The 25317-nt window shown below is 61.2% G+C and carries 24 protein-coding genes; 12 read left to right on the forward strand and 12 right to left on the reverse strand.

The window, feature by feature from the left end; translation table 11 throughout:
• Positions 1-90: 90 nt before the first annotated feature.
• From PhaeoP97_RS11105 to nthA, 5 genes are all read right to left on the reverse strand, one after another.
• On the reverse strand, positions 91-336 hold the full coding sequence (locus PhaeoP97_RS11105; protein ID WP_072505100.1) for a DUF2842 domain-containing protein: 246 nt from the start codon (positions 334-336) through the stop codon (positions 91-93).
• Complete coding sequence (locus tag PhaeoP97_RS11110; protein ID WP_072505101.1) at positions 336-1649, reverse strand: adenylosuccinate synthase; 1314 nt, start codon at positions 1647-1649, stop codon at positions 336-338. Before PhaeoP97_RS11110 ends, PhaeoP97_RS11105 begins: the two co-directional genes overlap by 1 nt.
• 515 nt (positions 1650-2164) lie before the next feature.
• Positions 2165-2509 carry a nitrile hydratase accessory protein gene (locus PhaeoP97_RS11115; RefSeq protein ID WP_072505102.1) on the reverse strand — a complete coding sequence of 115 codons (345 nt, stop codon included), beginning with the start codon at positions 2507-2509 and terminating at the stop codon, positions 2165-2167.
• Positions 2506-3222 carry a nitrile hydratase subunit beta gene (nthB, locus tag PhaeoP97_RS11120; RefSeq protein WP_072505103.1) on the reverse strand — a complete coding sequence of 239 codons (717 nt, stop codon included), beginning with the start codon at positions 3220-3222 and terminating at the stop codon, positions 2506-2508. The genes PhaeoP97_RS11115 and nthB overlap by 4 nt, the downstream gene beginning before the upstream one ends.
• The gene (gene nthA / locus PhaeoP97_RS11125) at positions 3219-3833 is read right to left on the reverse strand and encodes a nitrile hydratase subunit alpha (protein WP_072505104.1); all 615 of its coding nucleotides are present in this window, start codon (positions 3831-3833) and stop codon (positions 3219-3221) included. The genes nthB and nthA overlap by 4 nt, the downstream gene beginning before the upstream one ends.
• A 282-nt stretch (positions 3834-4115) precedes the next feature.
• On the opposite strand from nthA, the gene secG reads away from it, so the two are divergent.
• From secG to PhaeoP97_RS11140, 3 genes are all read left to right on the forward strand, one after another.
• Positions 4116-4478, forward strand: a complete 363-nt coding sequence (gene secG / locus PhaeoP97_RS11130) for a preprotein translocase subunit SecG (protein ID WP_072505105.1) — start codon at positions 4116-4118, stop codon at positions 4476-4478.
• Positions 4479-4740: 262 nt separating this feature from the next.
• The gene (locus tag PhaeoP97_RS11135; protein WP_072505106.1) at positions 4741-6384 is read left to right on the forward strand and encodes a CTP synthase; all 1644 of its coding nucleotides are present in this window, start codon (positions 4741-4743) and stop codon (positions 6382-6384) included.
• A gap of 264 nt (positions 6385-6648) precedes the next feature.
• Positions 6649-7572 (forward strand): fructose bisphosphate aldolase, encoded by a 924-nt coding sequence (locus PhaeoP97_RS11140; protein WP_072505107.1) that lies wholly within the window; start codon positions 6649-6651, stop codon positions 7570-7572.
• 47 nt (positions 7573-7619) lie between these two features.
• Here PhaeoP97_RS11140 and PhaeoP97_RS11145 read toward each other — a convergent pair whose 3' ends face one another.
• Complete coding sequence (locus PhaeoP97_RS11145) at positions 7620-8960, reverse strand: aminotransferase-like domain-containing protein (protein WP_072505108.1); 1341 nt, start codon at positions 8958-8960, stop codon at positions 7620-7622.
• 88 nt (positions 8961-9048) lie between these two features.
• Here PhaeoP97_RS11145 and PhaeoP97_RS11150 point away from each other — a divergent pair, with 88 nt between their 5' ends.
• From PhaeoP97_RS11150 to PhaeoP97_RS11160, 3 genes are all read left to right on the forward strand, one after another.
• The gene (locus tag PhaeoP97_RS11150) at positions 9049-10251 is read left to right on the forward strand and encodes an MFS transporter (protein WP_072505109.1); all 1203 of its coding nucleotides are present in this window, start codon (positions 9049-9051) and stop codon (positions 10249-10251) included.
• A 22-nt stretch (positions 10252-10273) separates the two neighbouring features.
• Positions 10274-11014 carry a helix-turn-helix domain-containing protein gene (locus tag PhaeoP97_RS11155; RefSeq protein ID WP_072505110.1) on the forward strand — a complete coding sequence of 247 codons (741 nt, stop codon included), beginning with the start codon at positions 10274-10276 and terminating at the stop codon, positions 11012-11014.
• 67 nt (positions 11015-11081) lie between these two features.
• Entirely contained in the window at positions 11082-11462 is a 381-nt protein-coding gene (locus tag PhaeoP97_RS11160; protein ID WP_072505111.1) for a VOC family protein, read from the forward strand.
• Between the two features lie 87 nt (positions 11463-11549).
• Here PhaeoP97_RS11160 and PhaeoP97_RS11165 read toward each other — a convergent pair whose 3' ends face one another.
• Positions 11550-12335 carry a crotonase/enoyl-CoA hydratase family protein gene (locus PhaeoP97_RS11165; RefSeq protein WP_072506442.1) on the reverse strand — a complete coding sequence of 262 codons (786 nt, stop codon included), beginning with the start codon at positions 12333-12335 and terminating at the stop codon, positions 11550-11552.
• Between the two features lie 139 nt (positions 12336-12474).
• On the opposite strand from PhaeoP97_RS11165, the gene PhaeoP97_RS11170 reads away from it, so the two are divergent.
• Positions 12475-13584 (forward strand): pyridoxal phosphate-dependent aminotransferase, encoded by a 1110-nt coding sequence (locus tag PhaeoP97_RS11170; protein ID WP_072505112.1) that lies wholly within the window; start codon positions 12475-12477, stop codon positions 13582-13584.
• Between the two features lie 25 nt (positions 13585-13609).
• On the opposite strand, the gene PhaeoP97_RS11175 is transcribed toward PhaeoP97_RS11170, so the two are convergent.
• The gene (locus PhaeoP97_RS11175; RefSeq protein ID WP_072505113.1) at positions 13610-14866 is read right to left on the reverse strand and encodes a pyridoxal-phosphate-dependent aminotransferase family protein; all 1257 of its coding nucleotides are present in this window, start codon (positions 14864-14866) and stop codon (positions 13610-13612) included.
• 397 nt (positions 14867-15263) lie between these two features.
• Here PhaeoP97_RS11175 and PhaeoP97_RS11180 point away from each other — a divergent pair, with 397 nt between their 5' ends.
• The 3 genes from PhaeoP97_RS11180 (at position 15264) to PhaeoP97_RS11190 (ending at position 18573) form a co-directional block, all read left to right on the forward strand.
• Positions 15264-17105, forward strand: coding sequence for an ABC transporter ATP-binding protein (locus PhaeoP97_RS11180; protein WP_192849710.1), 1842 nt, complete (start codon positions 15264-15266; stop codon positions 17103-17105).
• 55 nt (positions 17106-17160) lie between these two features.
• Positions 17161-17901 carry a CAF17-like 4Fe-4S cluster assembly/insertion protein YgfZ gene (gene ygfZ, locus PhaeoP97_RS11185; protein WP_072505115.1) on the forward strand — a complete coding sequence of 247 codons (741 nt, stop codon included), beginning with the start codon at positions 17161-17163 and terminating at the stop codon, positions 17899-17901.
• A 102-nt stretch (positions 17902-18003) separates the two neighbouring features.
• Positions 18004-18573, forward strand: a complete 570-nt coding sequence (locus tag PhaeoP97_RS11190) for a hypothetical protein (RefSeq protein ID WP_072505116.1) — start codon at positions 18004-18006, stop codon at positions 18571-18573.
• A gap of 89 nt (positions 18574-18662) precedes the next feature.
• Here the strand turns inward: PhaeoP97_RS11190 and efp are convergent, their stop codons facing one another.
• Positions 18663-19226, reverse strand: a complete 564-nt coding sequence (gene efp, locus PhaeoP97_RS11195) for an elongation factor P (RefSeq protein WP_040174033.1) — start codon at positions 19224-19226, stop codon at positions 18663-18665.
• Between the two features lie 216 nt (positions 19227-19442).
• On the opposite strand from efp, the gene PhaeoP97_RS11200 reads away from it, so the two are divergent.
• Together PhaeoP97_RS11200 and PhaeoP97_RS11205 are read left to right on the forward strand one after the other, a co-directional pair.
• On the forward strand, positions 19443-19760 hold the full coding sequence (locus PhaeoP97_RS11200) for a DUF6280 family protein (protein ID WP_009811619.1): 318 nt from the start codon (positions 19443-19445) through the stop codon (positions 19758-19760).
• Between the two features lie 186 nt (positions 19761-19946).
• On the forward strand, positions 19947-21416 hold the full coding sequence (locus PhaeoP97_RS11205) for a cobyric acid synthase (RefSeq protein ID WP_072505117.1): 1470 nt from the start codon (positions 19947-19949) through the stop codon (positions 21414-21416).
• A gap of 88 nt (positions 21417-21504) precedes the next feature.
• On the opposite strand, the gene PhaeoP97_RS11210 is transcribed toward PhaeoP97_RS11205, so the two are convergent.
• The 3 genes from PhaeoP97_RS11210 to PhaeoP97_RS11220 form a co-directional block, all read right to left on the reverse strand.
• Positions 21505-22956, reverse strand: coding sequence for a hypothetical protein (locus PhaeoP97_RS11210; protein WP_072505118.1), 1452 nt, complete (start codon positions 22954-22956; stop codon positions 21505-21507).
• Between the two features lie 127 nt (positions 22957-23083).
• On the reverse strand, positions 23084-24502 hold the full coding sequence (locus PhaeoP97_RS11215; RefSeq protein ID WP_072505119.1) for a TolC family outer membrane protein: 1419 nt from the start codon (positions 24500-24502) through the stop codon (positions 23084-23086).
• Between the two features lie 136 nt (positions 24503-24638).
• Complete coding sequence (locus PhaeoP97_RS11220) at positions 24639-25292, reverse strand: protein-L-isoaspartate O-methyltransferase family protein (protein ID WP_072505120.1); 654 nt, start codon at positions 25290-25292, stop codon at positions 24639-24641.
• Positions 25293-25317 lie beyond the last annotated feature (25 nt).

The following is a 25317-nucleotide window of genomic DNA, read 5'->3' on the forward strand; positions in this document are numbered from 1 at the left end:
TCATGTGCAGACCAGACCGGTCGTCACCTTTCCAGAAATACTCCGGGGTGAATTGACCGCCAGGTCAAGAGGGGCAGCGCCCCTCCTTCCTTAGCCCTGATCCTGATCCGGGTCGTTCGGATCCGCCTTGCCGACACCGCGAAAGACAAATTTGAACGGCAGCACCCAAAGCACCCCCAGAACAATATAGACCAGCAGCTCCACCAGCAGTGACGGGCGATCCAGCCAGCTGATGACTGTCACCGCCGCAACAATGTACAGCGGCATCCCAATCAGCAGGATCACCAGCGCCCAGCGCCGCCGGGCTTTGTAGCTCAGGCCACCTTCGTCAGACATCAGTCGGCAAAGGGATCGGTCACCAGAATGGTGTCGTCCCGCTCCGGGCTGGTGGACAAAAGCGCAACCGGGCAGTCGATCAGCTCTTCCACCCGTTTGACATATTTGATCGCATTGGCCGGCAGATCATTCCAGCTGCGCGCGCCTTCGGTGCTCTCGCTCCAGCCCGGCATCTCTTCATAGATGGGGGTGCAGCGCGACTGCTGGTCAGCCGCAGTGGGCAGATAGTCCAGACGGGTGCCATCCAGCTCATAGCCGACACAGATCTTCAGCGTTTCAAACCCATCCAACACGTCTAGCTTGGTCAGCGAGATACCTGTAATGCCAGAGGTCGCACAGGTCTGGCGCACAAGGCAGGCATCAAACCAGCCACAGCGCCGCTGACGGCCGGTGGTGGTGCCAAATTCATGGCCCCGCGTGCCCAGACGCTCGCCATCAACATCCGGGGTGCCATCCGCATTCAGCAGCTCGGTCGGGAACGGGCCTTCACCGACGCGGGTGGTATAGGCCTTCACGATGCCCAGCACATAGTCAATGGAGCCGGGACCAATACCAACACCCGTGGCCGCCTGACCGGCAATCACGTTAGAGGAGGTCACAAACGGATAGGTGCCGAAATCAATATCCAAGAGCGCGCCCTGCGCGCCTTCGAACAGGATCCGCTTACCGGCTTTGCGTTTCTCATTCAGCACTTTCCACACCGGCGCGGCAAATGGCAGAATCTCGGTGGCAATGCCTTTCAGCTGTTCAATCAGCCCATCACGGTCCACGGCTTCGATGCCCAGACCTTTGCGCAGCGGATCATGGTGCTGCAGCGCACGATCAACACGGGCGATAAGCGTCGCCTCGTCGGCCAGATCCGCGACGCGGATCGCGCGGCGGCCGACTTTGTCCTCATAGGCCGGGCCGATGCCGCGACCGGTGGTGCCGATCTTGGTGCCCTTAGAGGCCGCTTCTTCGCGGGCGCGGTCCAGCTCGCCGTGCAGCGGCAGGATCAGCGGTGTGTTTTCTGCAATCATCAGCGTTGCAGGCGAGATATCAACGCCCTGCGCCTGAACGGTCGCGATCTCTTTCATCAGGTGCCAAGGGTCCAGAACCACGCCATTGCCAATGACCGAAAGCTTGCCACCGCGCACCACACCCGAAGGCAGCGCATGCAGTTTGTAGACCTTGCTGTCAATCACCAGCGTATGACCGGCGTTATGGCCACCTTGGAAACGTGCAATGATATCAGCGCGTTCGCTGAGCCAATCCACAATCTTGCCTTTACCTTCGTCACCCCATTGGGCGCCGACTACCACGACATTGGCCATCTCAGGTCCTCTGTATGCTGGTTGAAACCGACGCTCCGTATAACGAGACCGCGCAGACAGGGGAACCGGTTTTTCGCCGCAGGGGCGGGAATCCACGGCAAAGACCCACACTATTCGTCGAAAATGAGCGATCCAGCCCGCCACTCCACGCCGCCTCGCTTGGCTGTCCTGCACCACTGGCCAGCGCAGAGCCGTTGCGGCCCCTCCGCACGCCGTCTTCACCCGTTCCGGCCCAGGATATGGCAGTCTGGCAGCTGATCGATCATCCCCGCGCGCCGGGTTACTTAAGCCTTTCGCGCCCAAGACCACAGGAGACCGGCCCCGATCCAACCGGGGGCGCGTCAGGATATCCTGCCTGCGCAGGCCCCTTTGGCCTGTCCACCTCCCCGGCGGCGCCGCCCCCTTGTCTTAGGCTCCCGCATTGCAGTCGTAAAAAAGGATAAAACGAGCCAAGCCAGATCTAAAACAGACAGATTTATGAGACAAAAACCATGCGCCTCACCGCGTCTCTGCGCCTAGCCGTCGTCGTGCAAATGCACCGGGGCGCCATGGGGCGTGGACAAATAGGCCGCCTCCCAGCGCGCACGCATGGCCTCGGCATCGGCAGGCGCAACCCGCCCGGTGTCCGCCAGAAACATCTCCAGCGTTTCCAGCCAGGCGGCAAAGTAATCCGCGCCGCCGTTCAGATCCTTCGCCAACCCGTGACGGCGCAGGGTTGTTGAAAACCGCCCCACCCAGTCGCCCCAGGAAAACGCCCCGTTTTCATTCAGATGCACCGTCAGCGCAAAGACCTGCGCGTGCCAGGGCTGATCAAAGGCCGGTTCCGGGCGCTTTGCCGTCGGTGTGTCGAATGCGCTCATACCGGCTCCAGATAGCTTTGCCAGAGATCAAGCACCACCTCATCGCGCGGATGCTCCGGCGCGCTCCACAGCTCCATTGCCGGGAAAACCACCGCATAAAGCGGCTCGGGTGCCTCCCCCAACCCATGCGCGGCACTGTCCGGCAGAACATGACTGCCATGCAGCCGCAGGATTTGCCCCTTGGCCCCCACCGCATAAGTTGGCAGCCGGGTGTGCCCCCCTGCCACCAGCCGGTTGCCACCGGGGCGACGACAGCGCACCGCATCACCGGGGGCAAAGTTGGGCATGATTGTGCTGGGTCGATCCGCCGGACCACCTCTGGCCAGCGCTGCGGCGACCTCCTGTGCTTGCAGCGCGCGGGCCGCGAGCGGGTGCGGGGCCGCCACCTCTGCGCCCGTGCCTTCTTTTTGACGGCCACCCCCTGCCTCAGCCGCAACCAGATCCGCGCGGCTCAGCACCCCCTTTTCCACCAACAGCGTCACCAGACCCGCCAGCCATTTCTCGTAGTAGGAAAATCGCGTGTAATCCAATGGCGCCAAGCGCTCGCGGGCATGACGCGAGGTGTCGATATTCCACTGTCCCAACGCGCCGCTGGTGAGCGTTATCGCCAGCGCACGCGCATGCCAATCTTCGGCAAAAACCGGGGCATCCTGCGGTTCAGGCTTCACCGGCCCATCGCCGAATCGTCCCCCCATGTCATGGAGCCGGCTCATCTTGGCACCTCTGGGATATCTGTGCCGATCATACTGTCGCGGCTGACCAATGCCGCCAGCGCATCCTCGCTCAGCCCTTCGCTGCCTTTGGGCCGCATTGGCAGTACCAGATAGCGCACTTCGGCGGTCGAATCCCAAACCCGCACAGATGTGCCTTCGGGCAGGATAACGCCGAACTCCGCCAGCACCCGGCGCGGCTCGCGCACGGCGCGGGACCGATAGGCGTCCGATTTATACCACCCCGGCGGAATGCCGAGCAGCGGCCACGGATAACAGCTGCACAAGGTACAAACGACCATATTGTGCTGCTCGGGCGTGTTCTCGACCACCACCATATGCTCACCCTGGCGCCCGTAGTAGCCAAGCCCTGCCAGCACCGGATCGGCATCGGCCAGCAGCGCGGCCTTGAATTCTGGATCGCTCCACGCCCGTGCCACCACACGCGCGCCATTCGCAGGACCGATGCGGTTTTGATAGGTGTCGATGATCTCGTCCAGGGCGGCGGGATCAATCAGCCCCTTCTGGGTCAGAACCGTCTCCAGCGCCTTCACGCGCAAGGCAGGGTCCGGGGGCAAGAGGCTATGCGGGGCGTCAGCATGATCATGGGGCATGGCGCGAGACTGCCCGCAGCCACACAGATCTGTCCAGTCAAAATCCGTCACGCATGCGATCAGCAGATCTGATGCTATTTGTCGGCATCCCTTCCCGATTATTGGCACCCTTGCTGACGTCTCTCTTCGCGCGTGTGAGTCCTGCGCTGTTTTTCGCAGATTTAATACGCCCCGAATGGTCGCATTTCCGCGTTCTCCGTGCTTCGGCAAACTGAGCCCTTGCCCCCCAGAGCAATCTTCCCTATTTACCGCCCGATACTCAGCCAACCGCCGTAGGATCCTATGGAAAACGTCGTACTTATTATCCATCTTCTTCTGGCCCTGGGGCTGATCGCCGTTGTTCTGTTGCAGCGCTCCGAAGGCGGAGGTCTGGGCATGGGCGGCGGTGGTGGCGGTGCCATGTCCGGTCGTGCGGCAGCCACCGCAATGAGCAAGATCACTTGGGTCCTGGCTGTGGCTTTTATCGGCACCTCGATCACCCTCACCATCCTGTCGGCACAGAAATCCGCAGGTTCTTCGGTTGCTGATCGCCTGAGCGCCCCTGCGGCCGACGGTGCGGCAGATACCCCCGACGCCCCGCTGGGCAGCGACCTGCTGCCGCCGGTTCAGGGTGACAATGCGCCGCTGGTTCCCAGCGCGGACTAAATCTGGCCAATAGGTCGGGACAGATAGGTCCCACCCGGCACATCCAATACGTCCGGGCAGATCCACCTAAGACAACTGCGTCTGACGCAGGATTCGCAAGAATCCACAACACTTAGAATGAACAAAAGCAGCCGTAACAGCATCTTGCGGCTTGCTTGCGCATTTTGCGCGAATCCTTTATACGTAAAGCCCCGTGATGCTGCGGTTTCTGCAACCGTCGGGCAGCTGAATTCTGACTTCTCACGGGGGCAGCCGAACACTCATGGCGCGTTTCATTTTCATTACTGGCGGTGTTGTATCATCACTGGGCAAAGGGCTGGCATCCGCCGCTCTCGGGGCACTTTTGCAGGCCCGCGGCTATTCCGTCCGCCTGCGCAAACTGGACCCCTATCTGAACGTCGATCCGGGCACGATGAGCCCGTTCGAACATGGCGAGGTCTTTGTCACCGATGATGGTGCCGAAACCGATCTCGATCTTGGGCATTACGAACGCTTTACCGGCGTTGCGGCCCGCAAAACCGACTCGGTCTCCTCTGGGCGGATCTACTCCAACGTGCTGGAGAAAGAACGCCGCGGGGACTACCTTGGCAAGACCATTCAGGTCATCCCGCATGTGACCAACGAAATCAAAGACTTCATCTCAATCGAAGAGGATGAGGTGGATTTCATGCTCTGCGAGATTGGCGGCACCGTTGGCGATATCGAAGGTCTGCCCTTCTTTGAAGCCATTCGCCAATTTGCCAATGACAAGGCGCGTGGTCAGTGTATTTTCATGCATCTCACCCTGCTGCCCTATATCAAGGCCTCCGGCGAGCTGAAGACCAAACCGACCCAGCACTCGGTCAAAGAGCTGCGCTCCATCGGGCTGGCACCGGATATTCTGGTCTGCCGTTCCGAAGGACCGATCCCCGTCAAGGAACGCGAAAAACTGGCGCTGTTCTGCAATGTGCGCGCCGATAGCGTGATTGCCGCACAGGATCTGAAATCCATCTACGAGGCCCCTCTGGCCTATCACCGCGAAGGTCTCGATCAGGCGGTTCTGGATGCCTTTGGCATCGCCCCCGCCCCCAAACCCAAACTGACCCGCTGGGAAGATGTGGCCGACCGTATCTATAACCCCGAAGGCGAAGTCAAAATCGCCATCGTGGGCAAATACACCCAGCTGGAAGACGCCTACAAATCCATCGCCGAGGCGCTGACCCATGGCGGCATGTCGAACCGCGTGAAGGTCAAGATCGAATGGGTCGACGCCGAGCTGTTCGACAAGGAAGATGCCGCCCCCTACCTGCAGGGCTATAACGCCATTCTGGTCCCCGGCGGCTTTGGCGAGCGCGGCACCGAAGGCAAGATCAAAGCCGCACAATATGCCCGTGAGCAAAAGCTGCCCTATCTGGGCATCTGCCTGGGCATGCAAATGGCGGTGATTGAGGCGGCGCGCAATGTTGCTGGCATCGCCGAAGCTGGCTCCGAAGAGTTTGACCACGAGGCGGGCAAGAAACGCTTTGAACCGGTGGTCTATCACCTGAAAGAATGGGTGCAGGGCAACCACAAGGTCAGCCGCAAGGCAGATGACGACAAGGGCGGCACCATGCGTCTGGGGTCGTACAACGCCACTCTGACCGAAGGTTCCAAAGTGGCCGAGGTCTATGGCACCACCCAAATCGAAGAACGCCATCGTCACCGCTATGAGGTCGACACCAAATACCGCGAACAGCTCGAGGCCTGCGGCCTCAAGTTCTCCGGTATGTCTCCCGATGGCCGCCTGCCCGAGATCGTCGAATGGTCTGATCATCCCTGGTTCATCGGTGTGCAGTTCCACCCGGAACTGAAATCGAAACCGTTTGATCCGCACCCGCTGTTCGACGATTTTGTCCGCGCCGCCAAGGAAGCCTCGCGTCTGGTCTGACACCCGACATTTCAGGCGCCACATATCATTACACCTTCAAAAGGCGGGCCCACACGGCCTGCCTTTTTTCCTGCCCACGCGCCACAGCGTGCTCTTGGCAATCGCAGCGTCCACCCACCTGCACAGATTTGCTCAGGACCGCAGCTTCTGACCATTGTTAGCGTAGGCGTTAGCGCAACCACCTGATGCTAATAGTTGTTTCCTGCCACAGGCGCGGTATAGACGGGGCCAGACAGACAATCCCTTTTCGTGGAGACCCGACATATGGCGCAAGAAACCTCGACCCAGACCGCACAGCTTGATCGTATCGCAAACGGCAAGGGCTTCATCGCGGCGCTTGATCAGTCCGGCGGCTCCACCCCCAAAGCGCTGGCGCTTTATGGTGTGACCGAAGACGCCTATGGCAATGATGACGAGATGTTCGGCGAGATCCAGAAAATGCGCGCCCGCATCATCACTGCGCCCGATTTCAACAGCGACAAGATCCTTGGCGCGATCCTGTTTGAAAAAACCATGGATGCGGCGATCGACGGCACGCCTGTCCCTGCCTACCTGTGGGACAACTGCGGCGTTGTGCCCTTCCTCAAGGTGGACAAGGGTCTCGCGGACGAGGCCGACGACGCCCAGACCATGAAACCGATGCCTGATCTCGATGCGCTGCTGTCGCGCGCCGTTCAGGCCGGGATCTTTGGCACCAAAATGCGTTCGGTCATCAAAGGCGCCAATGCCACCGGTATCAACAATGTTGTCAGCCAGCAGTTCATCGTTGGCCGCCAGATTGCCGCCGCCGACCTGTTGCCGATCATCGAGCCGGAGGTGGACATCAATTCCGCCACCAAAGCCGAAGCCGAAGCGCTGCTGAAAGACGCGATTCTGGCCGAGCTGAACGCCCTGCCCGCAGACACCAAAGTGGCGCTAAAGCTGACCATCCCGACCGAGGCCGGTCTTTATGACGATCTTGCGGCCCATGCCAATGTGGTGCGCGTCGTGGCCCTGTCCGGCGGCTACACCACCGATGATGCCTGCGAAAAGCTGGCGAAGAACAGCACCATGATCGCCTCTTTCAGCCGTGCCCTGACCGAAGGCCTGAATGTCGCCATGAGCGATGACGATTATAATGGTGCACTTGGCTCCAACATCGACAAGATCTATCGCGCCTCTATTCAAGGCGCGCTATCCAAGACATAAGGGGTGGGGCGTTTTGCGCCCTGCCCTTTTTTATGCCCTACGCTTACTCAGGCCCCCAGGGTGCCCGCGTCTTGAATAGACTGGTGGATGATCCCAAAAGCCTTAGCTGCCGCGTTTGTCTCCATCCCGCCAAAGGCAAGTCTCAGCGCCTGGGGCACTGCTGCGGTGGTGGCAAAAGCATCCGCACCGGACAGTGACAGCCCTTGTGATTTGAGCCGCGTTACAATCGGCTCTGCCCTGCCTCCCGCCGACAGGGGTACCCAGGCAAAGCCTGCATTGGGATGTGACAGAACCAGCATCGTGCCGAAGGCGGCGCGCAGCAGCTGCTGACGCGCGGCCCCGTCCTGCCGCCGGGTGTCCTGAGACTGCGCCAGCGTACCGTCGGTAATCCAGCCCGTGACCAGCGCGGAAATCAGCGCAGGTGCGTTCCAGGTGGTGGCCCGGATCGCCTCGATCAACCGCGGGCAGTGGCGGGCCGCCGCGATGACATACCCCAGCCGTAGCCCGGTCGCGAGGCTCTTGGAAAAGCCGCCAATATGCACCGTACGCTCGGGGGCGAGTGCGCAGAGACTGGGCGGCGGATCACATTCCAGAAACGCATAGGCCGCGTCTTCGATGATCAGCAGATCATGTTTTCGCGCGACCTCAATGATCCGCAGGCGGGTCGGCAGATCCATCACCGTGCCCAGCGGGTTCTGGACCGTCGGCATCAGATAGACCGCGCGGACTGGCCGGGTTTTGCAAGCGGCGTCCAGCCTGTCCGGGTCCATCACGCCCCCCGCCCCGTCGACCGCCAGCAGATCAATCCCCTGAAGCGCCGCCAGTGATTTGAACCCCGGATAGGTCAGCGGATCAGCCGCGACAATATCCCCGTGTTTCAATAGGCCAAGCAGCGTGACTGTCAGACCGTGCTGGCCACCGGATGTCACCAACAGGTGGTCTGGGTCAATCGCGCCCAACGTCCCTTCCAGCCAACCGGCCATGATCCGGCGTTCATGGGGGCGGCCACCATGGGGCTGATAGCGCAGCATCGCCTCAATATCACCCGTCAAGGCCAATCGCCGCAAACCAGCGCGCAGCATCTCTGCGTCCCCGGTGGCAGAGGGCATGTTGAACACCAGATCAACCTGCCCGTCCGGTGCCGTCTGCTGCATCCCAATCGTCAGCGGGATTTCCATGTCGCGCACAAAGGTGCCGCGCCCCGCCTCCCCCACCACGATGCCCCGGCGCTCCAGCTCACCATAGGTGCGCGTTGCGGTGGCAAGGGCCACACCAAACTGCGTCGCAAAGGCGCGGTGCGTCGGCAGCCGTGTACCGGGGGCCAGCTTGCCGTTTTCTATCGCTGCCGCAATTTGGTCCGCAAGGGCCAGGTAACGGGGTTTGGCCATCGTGCAACTGTACCTATGACAATATTAAAATTGTGATGTGCAATATGTCATGACATTTCGGGTCAAAGTCAATCTTTGAGGTCCCGCAATGATCCCAACCCTTTCCGCCGCCCTGCTTGCCTTGGGTCTGTTCACCGTGACATTTGCTGTGAACTTGCAAGCGCCGCTTTATGATGCCTATGCCGCCGAAAGCGGGGTCGGTGCGACAGCGGTGACCATCGCCTTTGCCGCCTATGCTGGGGGGCTGATGCCAACGCTGGTATTTCTGGGCGGGCTGTCGGATCGTATCGGGCGGCGTCTGCCGATTGCGGTCGCACTGTTGCTTGGCGTTGTGGCGACCGGTGTTCTGGTGCTCTGGCCCAGCTGGAGCAGCCTTGTCCTTGCGCGCGTGCTGCTAGGCGTGGGCACTGGTCTCGCCACCACGGCCGGTACCGCTTACATGGCCGAAATTCTGGGCAGCCAGCGGGCCAGAACCGCAGCGCTGATCACCACATCTGCAACCTCGCTTGGCTTTGGGGGCGGTGCCTTGGCAACCGGCGTCAGTCTTGGCCTTCAGGGGCCAACACCGCTGCCCGCCAGCTACATTGCGCTGTTTATCCTTGCCCCGCTGCTGGCGGTGATCGCGTTCAGGCTGCCACCTGTGGATCAGCCAAAATTGGTCTCGCTGCTGCGGTTGCCCGCCTTTCCACAAAACACGTGGGTGTTTGGGGTGGCCATGGCGCTGGCATGGTCAACCACAGGCATGACCATAGCCGTGGTCCCGCTGGAGCTGGCAGCAAATGATCTGGGCAGCTGGACCGGTCTTGTAATCTTTCTGGCGATTTTTGTCGGCTTTCTCTGTCAGCCGCTTGCCAGGCGTTTGACCAATCCGCAGTCGCTTGCGGTTGGGTTCGCGCTGATCCCGCTTGGCTTTGCCGTGCTTCTGGCGGGCGTTTGGTTCAAATTTCTGGCACTTGTACTGATCGGCACCTGCATCACCAGCGCGGCCAGCTATGGGTTTACCTATCTCGCTGCGCTGGCCGAAGTGTCGCTGCACGCGCCGGATGATCGCGCCCGGGCCACCGCCGGGCTGTTTGTCTACGCCTATTGCGGGTTCTCACTGCCCGTGATCGCAAGTGGGGCCTTGGCCGATCTGATTGGCCTGCCCTATGCCATGCTGATTTTCGGCGCGATACAGATCCTGGCGACGGTCATCATAGTGACCCTATGGTGGCGCCAGTCGATTGCGCAACAGCGCCGCGCAATGCGATCATGCGGCAGCGCCGGCGACCGATTGGCACCAGGTGCCTGAGAACCAGAACAAGTAGAACGCGATGTACGACCCCAAAGGAAATGCCAAGGATAAGGCTGTTCAGCCGGTTGAGTTTGTCGAGGCGGAGCCGCCCGCGCATCTGCGTGGCATTGTGCACCGGTTTCTGGAGCTGAAAACCACGGACCTGCTGGACGACGACTACCGCTTTCATGCGCTGCCCGATGCCTGCGCCTATGTGGTCTTTGATCAGTTGAACCGCGACATAACCGGCGTCTCCAAGCTGCGGGCAGAATCCGAGGAATTCAACCTCGGGCGTCAGTTTCACTTTGTGAATATCCGTTTTCTGCCCGGCGTCTGGCAGTCCAATCAAGCAGAGCCGTCTTATGGAATGGTGAACGCACCGTACCTCGGTGAGCTGCCGTTGGCCGTGTTGAACCGGGGTCTGGCCGGGCTCTCCTTTGCCGAACAACAGCCGCTGCTTGTGGGGCTGGTAGAGCAGCTGGTCGACCAGCGCATTGTTCAGGTAAACCCGGTCACCGACAGGATCTTTCAACATCTGGATCAGATCAACTCTGTCGCTGAGATGGCCGACGTCTGTGGTCTCTCTGCGCGGCAATTGCAACGGACGCTGAAACGCAGCACCGGCTTTGCGCCACATGATTTCCTGAAAGTGCTGCGGCTTCAGCAATCACTGAACGGCAGCGACACCTGGTCCTATGCTGATCAGTCCCATTTCATCCACTCGTTCCGCAAGGCCACCGGATATACCCCCGGACGTTACGCGCGCAAATTCGATGTCTGATATCTACAATACCCGTATCCTGCGGCCTGCTAAACCAGTGGCATAACGACAGCCAGAGGAATGCAGCATGACCAAGATGAACGCAGTTGGATGGTTTGATATCTATGTGGATGACATGGATCGGGCGGTAGCCTTTTATGAAACCGTGCTTGGCACCAAGCTGGAAGCGATGGGCGACCCGACGGGTGAGGCGCAGATGATGAGCTTTCCGACCGAGATGAACGCCTATGGCGCAGGCGGGGCACTGAACAAATCACCCCATGCAGGGCCGGGGATGGGCGGAACTGTGATTTATTTCCTGGCCCAGGATTGCGCCGAGGAGGAATCGCGCGTGGCCGGGGCGGGCGGCGCGGTGATACAGCCGAAATTCTCAATCGGGGAATATGGCTTTGTCACCCTGTGCAAGGACACCGAAGGCAACCTGTTTGGCATCAGTTCGATGTCATAAGATTGATGTGTGCCTGGGCCGGTCTTGCTATGGACCGGCCCCAGGCTGCGCGCGCCTGGTTAAACACTGGCTTGCTTAAAGACCGGCCTACTTGAAGACTGGCGCGCGTTTCTGCATCTGGGCGGCGACCACCTCCATCTGCTCGGGCTTGCCGATCAGGCCAACCTGTACGCGGGATTCCTCCAGCAGCACCTCGGCGCGGTCCGTGCTGGTCTCGGCTGTCTCAATCAGCGATTTCGCCGCGCGGATAGCGGCGGGGCTTTGGCCTGCAATCACGGTCGCCAGCTCATGGGCGCGGGCGATGGGATCTTCGGCCAGCTCCGTAACCAGCCCCCAGTCCAGCGCCTGCGGCGCTGACACTTTCTCCGCCGTGTAGGTCAGCCGCCGCAGCACATCGGACCGCAACAGTTGCGGCAGCAGCACCATGCCGCCCATATCCGGCACAATCCCCCATTTCATCTCCATCACTGAAAACCGCGCATCGGGCGCAGCAATGCGGATATCTGCGCCCAGCGCCAGTTGCAGCCCGCCGCCAAAGGCGACGCCATTGATCGCCGCAATCACCGGCATCGGCAGGCGACGCCAGACCATTGCCACCTGCTGCACCTGATTGGCATCACCGTGAGAGCGGCTCATCAGCCACTCTTCGGGGTTTTTCAGCCCCATCTGGGCAAAGCTCATCAGATCCAGCCCGGCGCAGAACGCCTTGCCCTCTCCCGAGAGCACAACCACCCGCGCCTTGCTGTCCATCAGGCTTTCGCCTGCGGCGATGATCTCTTCGATCATCTGACTGTCCAGCGCGTTCATCTTGTCGCCGCGGGTCAGCGTCACCCGTGCGATGTGGTCTTCGATCTCTACCGATACCCGTGCCATGTCGGCCCCCTCTTTCTCGGACATTCTCTTGGCCGCAGACTGCCCCGGATCCCCGGCCCGCGCCAGCGTAACGCCGGGGCAAAGCGGCAGGCTGTCACCTGCGCTTGCCCGAGAGGGTCCGATCACGTTATCTGCCCCCATGACACAGCCACGCTACACCCCGCTTGCCCAATCCCTCCCCGCTTCGGTTCCCTTTGTCGGGCCGGAAACCCAGGAACGCCAGCGCGGCGCGCCGTTTGCCGCACGGTTGGGCGCAAATGAGAATATCTTTGGCCCCTCACCCAAGGCGATTGCGGCCATGCAGGGCTCGCTGGGCGAAATCTGGAAATACGGCGACGCCGAGAGCCACGACCTGCGCGCGGCACTGGCAGCGCACCACAGCGTTGCACCGGAAAACATCATGATTGGCGAGGGCATCGACGGGCTGCTGGGCTATCTGGTGCGGCTGCTGATTGGCGACGGCGATGCGGTGGTCACCTCGCTTGGCGCCTATCCGACCTTCAACTACCATGTCGCGGGCTTTGGCGGCGTGTTGCATACCGTCCCCTACAAGGACGACCACGAAGACCCCGCCGCGCTCTTTGCCAGGGCGGCGGAGGTGGACGCCAAACTGGTCTACCTCGCCAATCCCGACAATCCGATGGGCAGCTGGCACAGCGGCGCCGATCTGCTGGCGGCGATGGATGCCCTGCCAGAGGGCTGCCTGCTGCTGCTGGACGAGGCCTATATCGACTGCGCCCCCGACCGCACCGCCCTGCCCATCGACATCAGTGATCCGCGCGTGATTCGTACGCGGACGTTTTCCAAGGCCTATGGCATGGCCGGGGCGCGGGTGGGCTACGTGCTGGCAGAGGCGGAACTGATCGCCGCCTTTAACAAAGTGCGCAACCATTTCGGCATGAACCGCACCGCCCAGATCGGCGCACTTGCAGCCCTGCAGGATCAGGCGTGGCTGGCTGAGGTTCTGGACCGCATCAGCACCGCGCGCGACCGGATTGCGCAGATTGCCCGCGACAACGGGCTAACGCCCCTGCCCTCGGCCACCAATTTCGTGGCCATCGACTGTGGCAGCGACGGCGCGTTTGCCAAATCGGTGCTGGAGGATCTGGTGGACCAGGGCGTATTCGTGCGGATGCCTTTTGCTGCGCCGCAAAACCGTTGCATCCGCGTCAGCTGCGGGCCGGAGGATCAACTGGACGCCTTTGCCCGCGCGCTGCCCATCGCGCTGGAGCGGGCGCGCAACGGCTGAGACGGAGCGCAAGGCCTGCTGCGGATCACCCGCAGCAGCTCCCTCTCTCTGATGTTTCTGCAACAGATGCCGCGCCAGCCCCGGCGATCACCTGTGAGGCCGCCTCTAGCGCGCCGGATCCATGCGGGATCTCCAGCGCCTTCAACCCGGCATCAACCCCGCCCAGCAACCCCATGATCATCTGACCGCTCACATGGCCCATATGGCCCAGCCGCAAAAACCCATGCCACTCCGGGCTGTTCGGCGGCGCCATGCCAAGGCCAATGCCCAGCGTCAGACCCAGGGTCTGCTCCACCCACGTGCGCAGTCGGGTGGCGTCATCCCCGCCCAGATGCAACGAGGTCACCGCGTTGGAGCGTAAAGCCACATCCTGCACATTCATCCGAAGCGGACCGCCCGCGCCCCAAGCGTCACAGGCCGCCCAGATCGCGCGCGCCAGATGATGATGCCGCGCCCAGACGGCCTCCATCCCCTCCGCGTGGATCAGATCCAGCGCCGCCCGCAGACCATAAAGGTGATGCGTCGGCGCGGTGCCGCCAAAATACTGGTAGAATTCTTCGGGGTTGGCGCGCGGCTCCCAGTCCCAATAGCGGCTGACCCGTGGCAGGCGGGCACGCGCCTCGGCGGCCTTGGGGCTGAAGAACACAAACCCCATGCCGGCAGGGACCATCAGCCCCTTTTGGCAGGCGGCGACCATTACATCGACGCCCCAGGCGTCCATCTCAAACCGGTCACAGCCCAGCGAGGCGATGCAATCGGCCATCAACAATGCGGGGTGATCGCAGGCATCCAGCGCTGCACGCATCGCGGCCACATCGTTGCGGATAGAGCTGGAGGTATCGACATGCACCGCCAGCACCGCCTTGATCCGATGCGCGGTATCTGCCGCCAGATGGCTGGCGATCTGGTCCATGTCCCAGGGCGCGCCGGTGCCGAAATCCAATAGCTCAACTTTGATCCCCAGCGCCTCGGCCATTTCAGACCAGCCAATGGCAAAGCGCCCCGAGGACGCCACCAGCACGGTGTCGCCGGGCTGCAAAGTGTTCTGCAACGCCGCCTCCCAGGCGCCATGGCCGTTGGAGATATAGATCGCCACATGATGCTCCGTCCGCGCAACACGGCGCAGATCGGGAATCAGCGTGGCGGTCATCTCGACCAGCTCGCCCGCGTATATATTGGGAGAGGGACGGTGCATGGCCTGCAACACAGCGTCCGGAATGACCGAAGGTCCGGGGATCGCCAGATATCCGCGCCCGGCGGCAAGGGAAACATCCGCTGTCATTCTGCACTCCTGTGTTGAGGCTCTGCCCTGATGTTGGTGGACTGTGGCGCGGGCACGCCGGGGCCGCAACCCCTTGCAAAGCCTGCCTTGTAGGATTTGATGCATGCTGCGCAACGGCTGTCGTTCCGACGCCGAGCATGGCAGCAAAAGCGGCGCTACGCTTGCACCTTGGGTCCCAGCTGCTTAAATGGCGCAGGCCTGACGCGGATGTCAGTGCCAGAAAAAACCACATCGGTTGTGCCCCTTGCCCAAGACTGACCCCAAGACGACGCCTCACTCCCCTTCGCAGGCTGCCCCTGTTGAAGGCGCGGAAACTATGCCCGCCTCTGCCGCTGCTGCGATGCCCCCAGTGATGGGACCATCCCCGGAAGCCACGCCAAAACCCAAGCCGGAACATATGTCATCGCGCGAGTTGCTGGGATGGCTGTGGCGGGGATATCTGCGCCACTACATGGGCCTGTTGGGGCTGGCGGTTATGTTCATGTTGATCGAGGGTGGCACCGTTGGTGGCCTCAGCTACATGATGCAGCCAATGTTCGATCTGGTGTTTGTCGCAGGCAATACCACTGCGCTGTTCTGGGTCAGCCTGGCGTTTCTGATCATCTTTTCCATGCGGGGGCTGTCCAGTGTCTGCCAGAAGGTGATCCTCAGCAAGATTTCCCAGACCTCTGCTGCGCATATGCGCAAAGATATGCTGGCGCGGCTGATCCGGCAGGACCCCTCGTTTCATCAGGTGAACCCGCCCGGTTTTCTGATCCAGCGGGTCCAAAGCGATGTGATGGCGATCAATTCGGTCTGGCAGGCGCTGATCACCGGTGCTGGCCGCGATGTCACGCAGATGGTGGCCGTTCTGGCAGTGGCGATCAGCGTTGACTGGCGCTGGACCGCGATCATGTTGATTGGCCTGCCGATGCTGCTGTTGCCGCTGGCCGCCGTACAGCGCTATGTGCGGCGCAAGGCCTCGCAGGCACGGGATCTGGGCGCGTCGCTCTCCACCCGGCTGGATGAGATTTTTCACGGCATCGTGCCGATCAAACTGAACAATCTTGAAGACTATCAGACCGACCGGTTTGGCAATCACATGGACCAATTTGTCCGCTCCGAAGTGCGTGCGTCCTTTGGCGTGGCCTCCACCACCGGCATGATCGACATTATGGCCGGGTTGGGCGTGATGGGTGTGGTGCTTTATGGCGGTGCCGAGATCATCGAAGGCACCAAAACCGTGGGCGAGTTCATGAGCTTTTTCACCGCCATCGGTCTGGCGTTTGATCCGATGCGCCGGTTGGCCTCGATCAGCGGCACCTGGCAGGCGGCTGCGGCGGCCATGGAACGCATCAAAGAGCTGATGGACGCCCCGATCAAGCTGGTGTCGCCCGCGAACCCGGTGGCCGCCCCCATCGGTCTGCCTGAGGTGGCACTGACGGATGTGACCCTGCGCTATGGCGACTCGGATGTGTTGCGCCAGCTGTCGCTGGTGGCAGAGGCCGGCAAGACCACAGCATTGGTAGGCGCCTCCGGTGCCGGAAAGTCCACCATTTTCAACCTGCTGACCCGGTTGGTGGACCCGCAGGAGGGATCTGTCACCGTCGGTGGTGTTGCGGTGCGGGAACTGGATCTGGACGATCTGCGTGGATTGTTTTCCGTGGTGACTCAAGAGGCGCTGCTGTTCGACGAGACCCTGCGCGAGAATGTTCTGCTGGGGCGTACCGACGTCAGCGAAGAGCGGCTGCAAGAGGTTTTGGACGCCTCGCATGTTGCGGACTTCCTGCCGAAACTGGCCAATGGGCTGGACACGCTGGTGGGTCCGCGTGGCTCGGCCCTGTCCGGTGGCCAGCGCCAGCGGGTGGTGATTGCCCGCGCGTTGCTGCGCGACACACCGATCCTGCTGCTGGACGAGGCGACCTCGGCGCTGGATGCGCAATCTGAAAAGGTGGTGCAACAGGCGCTGGAGAAACTCTCTGGCGGGCGCACCACGCTGGTGATCGCGCACCGGCTGTCGACCATCCGCAACGCAGACAAAATCGTGGTGATGGAACGCGGTCAGGTGATGGACCACGGCACCCATGAAGAGCTGCTGGAACGCGGCGGCATCTATGCCGATCTCTACCGGCTGCAGTTTCAGGACGGTAAGACACTGGTGGACCGCCAGGGTGTTGCTGCACAGGCGCCCAGACAGTTCAGCGAAGGGGGCGACCAGCCCCGTTGGTTCCAGAAACTGGCCCGCCGCATGTTTGGCTAAGCCTTGCCCACCTCGCGACCTACATTGCCTAAGAGATCCTTCAGGAGCCTGACCTATGAGCAACCGCCGCATTTTGCGCCTCTCCGGGGCTGATACCCGCGATTTCCTTCAGGGGCTGATCACCAATGATGTCGCCAAGGTCGATCAAGGGCTGGTCTATGCCGCGATGCTGACCCCCCAAGGCAAATATCTGGCGGATTTTTTTGTCGCCGCTGATGGCGATGATCTGCTGGTGGACGTGGACGAAAGCCTGGCCGCCAGTCTGGCCAAACGGCTGACCATGTACCGGCTGCGCGCCAAAGTGACCATTGCAGAGACCGATCTGGCCGTCCGCCGGGGCACCGGACCTGCGCCTGAGGGCGCGCTGGCGGATCCGCGCCACCCGGATCTGGGCTGGCGGATGTATGATGCACAGCCGGGGGATGACGGCAGCGACTGGGACGCCATCCGCGTGGCGCATTGCATCCCCGAAACCGGCATCGAACTTGGACCGGACAGCTACATCTTGGAGGCCGGGTTTGAACGCTTGAACGGCGTCGATTTCCGCAAAGGCTGCTATGTCGGCCAAGAGGTCACCGCCCGGATGAAGCACAAGACCACCCTGCGCAAGGGGCTGGCCACCGTCACTGTTGCGGGTGAGGCCCCCATCGGAACCGAGATCCGCCGCGCCGACAAACCCGTCGGCACGCTGTTCACCCAAGCCGGAGATCAGGCCATCGCCTATCTGCGATTCGACCGCGCCGGGGCGGATATGTGTGCGCAAAACGCGCGGATTGACTGGCAGGTTAAGACCTGAGGCAATCCTGTGGCGGCACCCTCGATTTGTGACGCGACGTCACTGCGGGTGACGACGGCGGCTCCGGTATGTCTGAGGCATCATTTTCACGAGGATTTTCAGATGCGACTGCTTCCCTGCCTTACGCTCATGCTGCTGCCCCTGCCCGCTCTCGCCAGTGATTATTGGGAATATCAAAACTGGTCCGTAGCCGCCAATATCCGCGTTACCGAGCAGCATGATTGGCGTGATTGCACCGCCTGGACCGGTGGTGACGGGCAGCCTCTTTTGCGTATGTCAGTCACCCAAGGCGACGTCGGCCCGCCGGAAACCTACCCGCAGCTGGAACTGTTTGAGAGCGCCCCGCGCCACTATCCGACACAGGTACAGAATGGTCAGGCGATCGGATTTGTGATCGACCGGGAAGCCGTGTTCTACGGTGTTGCCAATGGTGAGATCAACGATGAAGGCCTCGCTGAGGCCAGCGCGCAAGTCCGCTGGATGGACGCGCTGAACAGCATTCTGTGGATGCAGAACGGTCAGCGGATGGAGGTGCGCACGGTGGTGCCCTACGCTGCGGGCGAGATGGTTCTGGACGCGTCTCTGGCCGGATTTACTGCCGCCTACGGCAAGATGATGGATGAATGCGGCCACAGTCTGGAACTGCGGCAGCTCGAAATCGACTACAACTGAGCGGTTTCCCATCCTCTATACAGCAACAAAAAACCCCCGCAGCCTGACTGCGGGGGTTTTTCGTATTTGGATATGTTGGCGCTAACTACTTATGCGCGCTCAGAATATTCCATGGTCTCGGTGTTGACGATGATCATCTCGTCCTGACCAACGAAGGGCGGCACCATGACCTTCACGCCATTATCAAGGATCGCCGGCTTGAAAGAGTTGGCCGCAGTCTGACCTTTGACGACCGGCTCGGTTTCGACAATCTTGCAGGTGACTTTCTGTGGCACGGTGGCGTTCAACGCTTCGTCGTCATGGAATTCCACAACGATGGTCATGCCATCCTGCAGGAACGGACGGCGGTCGCCCAGAAGCTCTGCGGGCAGTTCAATCTGCTCGTAGGTTTCAGCATCCATGAATACCAGCATGCCGTCGCTCTCGTAGAGGAACTGCTGATCTTTCTGCTCCAGACGGACCTTCTCGACCTTGTCGGCGGAGCGGAAACGCTCGTTCAGTTTGGAGCCGTTGCGCAGGTTGCGCATCTCGACCTGAGCAAAGGCGCCGCCCTTGCCGGGCTTGACGTGATCGACTTTTACAGCGGCCCACAGACCGCCATTGTGCTCGAGAACATTGCCGGGGCGGATCTCGTTACCGTTGATTTTGGGCATGACAAAAATCCCTCTCGGGTGGTTGATGAACTGTTAACCGCCCCTATATCTGGCAGGAAGTTGGCTGGCAAGGCAACGATATGTCGTGTGACGGGCCGAAGAGCTATGCAAATTGCGCATAAAAGATATGCACAAGCAGGCTATCCGAATCGTCACAATTCCGCCATAAGGAGCGCCACGCCGAAATTGCAATAGCAAGAACATAAAGGAAGCAGGATGCGAGATTTCGTTGACGGCACCGCATACAATAACGAGCAAGGCAACCGGGCACGCAAGCTGTTTGCTGCGGTGGTATTGGCCGCGCTGGACGATGCGATTGCTGATGACAAGAAATACGGTAACGGCCCCGAGCAAATCGCCCGGTGGGCACGGTCGCGCGATGGGCGCGAGGTGTTGAGCTGTGCAGGCATCGACCCCAACGAACGTGTGGTCGGCGGCCTGATGGATTTTGTTGGCCGGGGTGTGCGCACCTCTGTTGCACTGTCGCGCGAAGAGAGCGAACGTCGCAATGCGGCGCAGGCTGAAGCGGCCTGATCAGACCTGCCAGTCTGATTGACAGCATACCGTTTAAGAAAAGCGCGTCCTGGGGGGCGCGTTTTTTCTTTTTGAGATGGCGGTTTCTGCGCCGAATAGGCCGCTCGCCGGGCTTTTCAGAGCGGGAAAAATCCGCCATGGCTGAGAATTGAGAGACCAAACCACCTATAGCGGGAAAGAGGTGCCATGACAGCACGGGCGATCATGATCCAGGGCACCGGCAGCAATGTCGGCAAATCAATGATCGTCGCCGGGTTGGCGCGCGCTTTTGTGCGGCGCGGTCTGTCGGTTGCCCCGTTCAAGCCGCAGAACATGTCCAATAATGCGGCCGTGACGCCCGAAGGCGGCGAGATTGGCCGTGCGCAGGCGTTGCAGGCGCGAGCAGCCATGCGCCCGCCCCATACAGATATGAATCCTGTTCTGCTGAAGCCCGAGAGCGAGACCGGCGCGCAGGTGATAGTACAGGGCAAGCGTCGTGGCACCCAGGCGGCAGGATCCTTCATGCGCGATAAGACCGGCCTGTTGGAAGCGGCATTGGAGAGTTTTCACAGGCTGGCCGCGGATGTGGATCTGGTCCTGATCGAAGGTGCAGGCTCCCCCGCCGAGACCAACCTGCGCAAGAATGACATCGCCAATATGGGATTTGCCTGTGCGGCAGAGGTGCCGGTGGTGCTGGTGGGTGATATCCACCGTGGCGGTGTGATTGCGCAGATCGTCGGCACCCACACCGTGCTGGAGTCGCAGGATCTGGCGCGGATCAAGGGCTTTGCCGTCAACCGCTTTCGCGGCGACCGCAGCCTGTTTGATGCCGGTCGGGATGATATCGCAGCGCGTACTGGCTGGCCATCGATGGGGGTGATCCCGTGGTTCTGGGATGCCTGGAAGCTGCCGGCTGAGGATATGATGGATATCGCCTCTCGTCCCGGTGGTGGCTGCAAAATCGTGGTGCCGCAGCTGGAGCGGATGGCGAATTTCGACGATCTCGACCCACTGGCAGCTGAGCCCAATGTCACGGTGGACATCGTGCCCGCGGGTCGTGCCCTGCCCGGCAATGCGGATTTGGTGCTGATCCCCGGCAGCAAATCCACCATTGGTGATCTGACGTATTTGCGGGCCCAAGGCTGGGACATTGATATCCTCGCCCATCACCGGCGCGGTGGCCATGTCATCGGGCTGTGCGGCGGCTATCAGATGCTGGGGCAGACCATTGATGATCCTGAGGGTGTAGATGGCCGACCTGGTAAGGTGGCCGGACTGGGCCTACTGGATGTGCATACGGTGATGGCGGGCCAAAAACGGGTGACGCTGACCGACGCCGTGACCCGCGATGGCAATCTGCCGGTCAGCGGTTACGAGATCCACATGGGCCGCACCAGCGGTGTCGATTGTGATCGGGCCTGGCTGCGCATCGATGGGCGTCTTGAGGGCGCAGTGTCGCCGGATGGGCGCGTGCGGGGATCATACCTGCATGGGGTGTTCAGCTCGGATGCCTTCCGGGCGTCGGTCCTCTCCGAACTGGGGCACGAGAGCGTCGCAGGCTATGACGACGGGGTAGAGGCGACGCTGGATGCGCTAGCAGATCACCTTGAGGACTGTATGGATCTGGATTCGTTGTTGGCGCTGGCAGAGCCTGTGAAGGGTACAGCAGAGACCTGAACTGCCCCTGTTGGGGCAATGGGCCCGCTTCTGGATGGGGGCACCCTACCTGAGAAAAGTCCCCCTTCACCCAGCCGTCACAACAGGTTCAGAGCAGATCCCGTGCGGATAAGGCGCGGTGGATTTCGCGGCGCACCAGTTTGCGGACATTGCGGGTGATCCGTTCCCCAAGCGCACCCTGCAATTCTTCGCGCACGATTTCAGAAACCAGCTCGCGCAGGCTGTCCTCGTCCAGAAAACTATCGTCGCCGCTCAGGGTCTCTAGCACCGTGTCAGTTACCGGACTATTGGCCATATCGGCCACGGCATCCGCTGCTGTCTCTGCGAGGCTGTTACGTGCGCGTGATGTTTCGACCTCTGGCGTCTCATTGGATGACACCTCCGGGGCGGTCATCCGCTCATTCTCGTCGGTGGCAGGCGTTGCCACAGCCGCACCGGGCTGTTCAACGGCTATCGCATCACCTGTTGGTTCCGCATCCGCAGACATCTGTGGGGCGCTATGACTGGGTGCCTCAGCGATTTGCTCCGCCGCAGCCTCAGGAGCCGTGTCCCCGGCTTCGCCCATGTCTTCCGGGTGGTCGTCCTCCCAGGCGAGGGTTTCAAGATCGCTGCCGGCATAAGGCGTATCGCGGGAACCGTCCGGCTCCCAAAGCATGGGACGCGCGGCGTTTGCAGCCTCCATTTCAGCCAGTTTTTGCACCACGGCCCCGACTTTAGGATTAAGCTGTGACACCACCCTGGAGGGCGGAACAACAGTGTCAGCGGTTTGCCCCTCCGGCGCTACGACGGAGGCGGCTTCATAGAGCGTCGCGTCTGGGTTGGTCCACGGCGCATCGCCGTTCTGCGCAACCTCTGGAGACGCAGGAACAGTGTCGGCAGCTGTCGCGTTCTGCTTATCCGGCGCGATGTCTGCGGGACACTCGACCGCAATGGCCTGCGCAGGGGCGTCCGCCGACGCGGCATCCGCAGCGGTGGATGCTGCAAGACCGTTGAAAAAGGCCAGATCCTCATGCCCCGGATCATTGTCATGCAAGGCAATACCCTGTGCGATCCGGTCCTCAGGATCGTCCCAGAATTCAATAGCATCTGCAGCCAACAAAGCTTCGAACTGCGTCTTGGCCGTGGTCAGCGAAGTTTCATTCGTATTGGGACCCAGGTCAGCGGATCGGCCATCAACTGGGGCCTCCGCCGGGGTGACAGCTGGCATATCCGAATGCCGGGAATTTGACGCCTGCGCCTGCTCGTGTGGTGCCTGATCAACTGCGGTCTGGTCAATTTCGGTCTGGTCAACAGGCACCAGCTTACTCTCAGGCACCCGCAGTGCCGGTGTCAGCACAAGCCGTGTCACCGGCTGGGTGCCTTTTGTTATGCCATTACGGGTGCTGGGGCTGGCGTGTCGGGGTTGGCCGATCTGCGCGGCCAATGCCGCCTGAACGTCCGTGCCGGACTGTGCGGATGCCACACGGCTGTCTTCGCTCACCAGACGGCGAATCGACGACAGGACGTCTTCAATTTCAGCTTGGGTCACCGGTTCGGACATTTTTCTTATCACTCTTGCCTCTGGCGAAGAGTGTAGCGATCTGTCTGCCTCCAGACAACCGTGTGAATTAAGTGGTTTTTAAGGAGGCCCACGCAGGCGGACCCCCTAGAACTGTCTGTGCGAGGCCTTAATTTTTGCCAAGCGCGCGCATGACCCGATCCAGATCCTTGCTGCGCTTGCTCACATGGGCGGGCGCATCTTTGACCAGATTGTAGTAGAGCGTCGGATCATAGATTTCCACAGCCAGACCAAGATGTTCTGCAGTCAAAAGACCTTGTGACTGTAGCAGCGCATAGGCGGCCAAAGCCTGATTTGCGCGCGACTGGACACGTGCGGTCTGGGCGTTCAGCAGCTCCTGCTCTGCCTCCAGCACATCCAGCGTGGTGCGGGCCCCCAAGGTGGCTTCCTCCCGGATACCATCAAAGGCGACGCGGGCTGCGCGAACCTGTTCGTTGGACGACACGAGGCTGGCACGTGCGGTTTCCAAGGCCACAAAGGCGGCGGAGACATCCTGTGTCACCGCACGTTGAGTGGTGATCAACTGACCGCGTTCAGCCTGCAACCGTGCAATGCTGGCACGCCGCGCCGAAGCCAGAGATCCACCCGAATACAAGCGCTGCGACAGGGTCACACTTGCGCCGGAGGTGTCCCGCGTGCCGGGCCCGCTGGCATCCGACGCATGGGTGGCATTGGCCCGTAGGGTAACCGACGGCCCGAGATTGCGACTGTTGCTTTGGGAAGCAAAATCCGCAGCCTTTACCGCATGTTGCTGAGACAACAGGCTTGGATGATTGCGCATGGCAATGGATTCGGCTGACTGCAATGAGGCCACGCGCTGCGGCAGTGGTGGCTGGCCTGCGATGGGCCCCGGCGCGCTGCCGACAGCCTGAATATAGGTTGCTCTGGCGTTGCGCAGATCACCTTGGCTCTCGATCAGGTTGGCCTGCGCCCCGGCGACCCGGCTTTCGGCGAGCGCCACATCCGTGCGGGTAACCTCACCCACCTCAAAGCGGTCATTGGCAGCACGCAGTTCCTCGCGCAGGAGACGCAGGTTGTTGCTGCGCAATGCGACGGTGTCTTGCTGCAGCAGGACGTTGACATAGGCCTGAACGGCGGAAAACAGCACCTGCTGCTCGATATCGATCAATGCCTGACGCGTGGCCAGTACAGTTTCCTGTGCCGCCAATTGGCTGAGCCGGGAAACACCGTTGTCAAACAGCAGCCAAGACACATCAATTCCGGTGGACAACGTCGAATCGTGGTTCGACGTCGCAATCGTTCCGTTGCCGTTGCGCACATATTGGCGTTCTGCCCGCGCGACCCAGTCCACGACAGGGCGCAACCGCGCCACTGCGGCGGCAACGTTTTCGTCCTGCGCCCTTAGCAAAGCCCGGTTCTGTTCCAGCAGTCCGCTCGTCTTGTAGGCGCCGATCATGGCATCGGAGAGATTGTCGGCAGCCGCCTGTTTCGCCCCCCCCAGCAGCATCGCTGCGCTGCCGGCGAAGACGAAGGCCTTGAACAGGTTTGCCGTCAGTTTTTTGCGCATCTTTAGCCTCATGTGGTCCGGCCCACCGACGCGGCAGTGCCGTTCTGCTCTTTGGCGCTGCGTTTCTTCAGGCGCCTGTCTGTTACGACCCGTCCCATCAGAAACGGTACGGGTCAATGTCTCGCGCTCTTGTCGATCAGAGCGCAAATTCTGCGGCGGCGTTGAAGCCGGGCAGTACGGGCGCGCCAGCATTGAACGCCAGCCGCCAGGAGATATGCCCGTCGTTCTTATAGCCGACTTTGACCTCTCCAAGCGCGCCGGACATGAAGATCGCAACCACACGGCCGCCATCCTTCAGCTGTGCCAGCAGCGCATCCGGCAGGGTTTCCACCCCGCCTTCGATCATCATGACATCATAGGGGCCATGTTCTGCCGCACCCTCAGTCAGCGGGCCGATGTGAACAATCGCATTGTCGGCGGCAACCGCTGAGAGCTGTTCCTGCGCATCAGCCGCCAGAGACTCGTCTTCCTCAACCCCGATCACCATCTGCGCGACACGTGCAACAACTGCGGTAGAGTAGCCAAGCCCGCAAGCCACATCCAGCACCAGCTCATCCGGCTGCACGTCAATGGCATCCAGGATTTTGGCCAAGGTGCGCGGCTCTAGCAGGACGCGGTTGGGCGCGATATCCAGATTGCCATCCGCATAAGCGGCCTCCCGCTGCGCATCGGCAACAAAGGCCTCTCGCGGCACAGCAAGCATGGCTTCGATGATCGGAAACTTGGTGACATCCGATGGGCGGATCTGCGTGTCGACCATCATGCGGCGACGTTCGGCAAAGTCAGTCATATGCTAAACTCATCTGTTCAGTCTG

This window comes from Phaeobacter porticola (assembly GCF_001888185.1).
Classification (GTDB): domain Bacteria; phylum Pseudomonadota; class Alphaproteobacteria; order Rhodobacterales; family Rhodobacteraceae; genus Phaeobacter; species Phaeobacter porticola.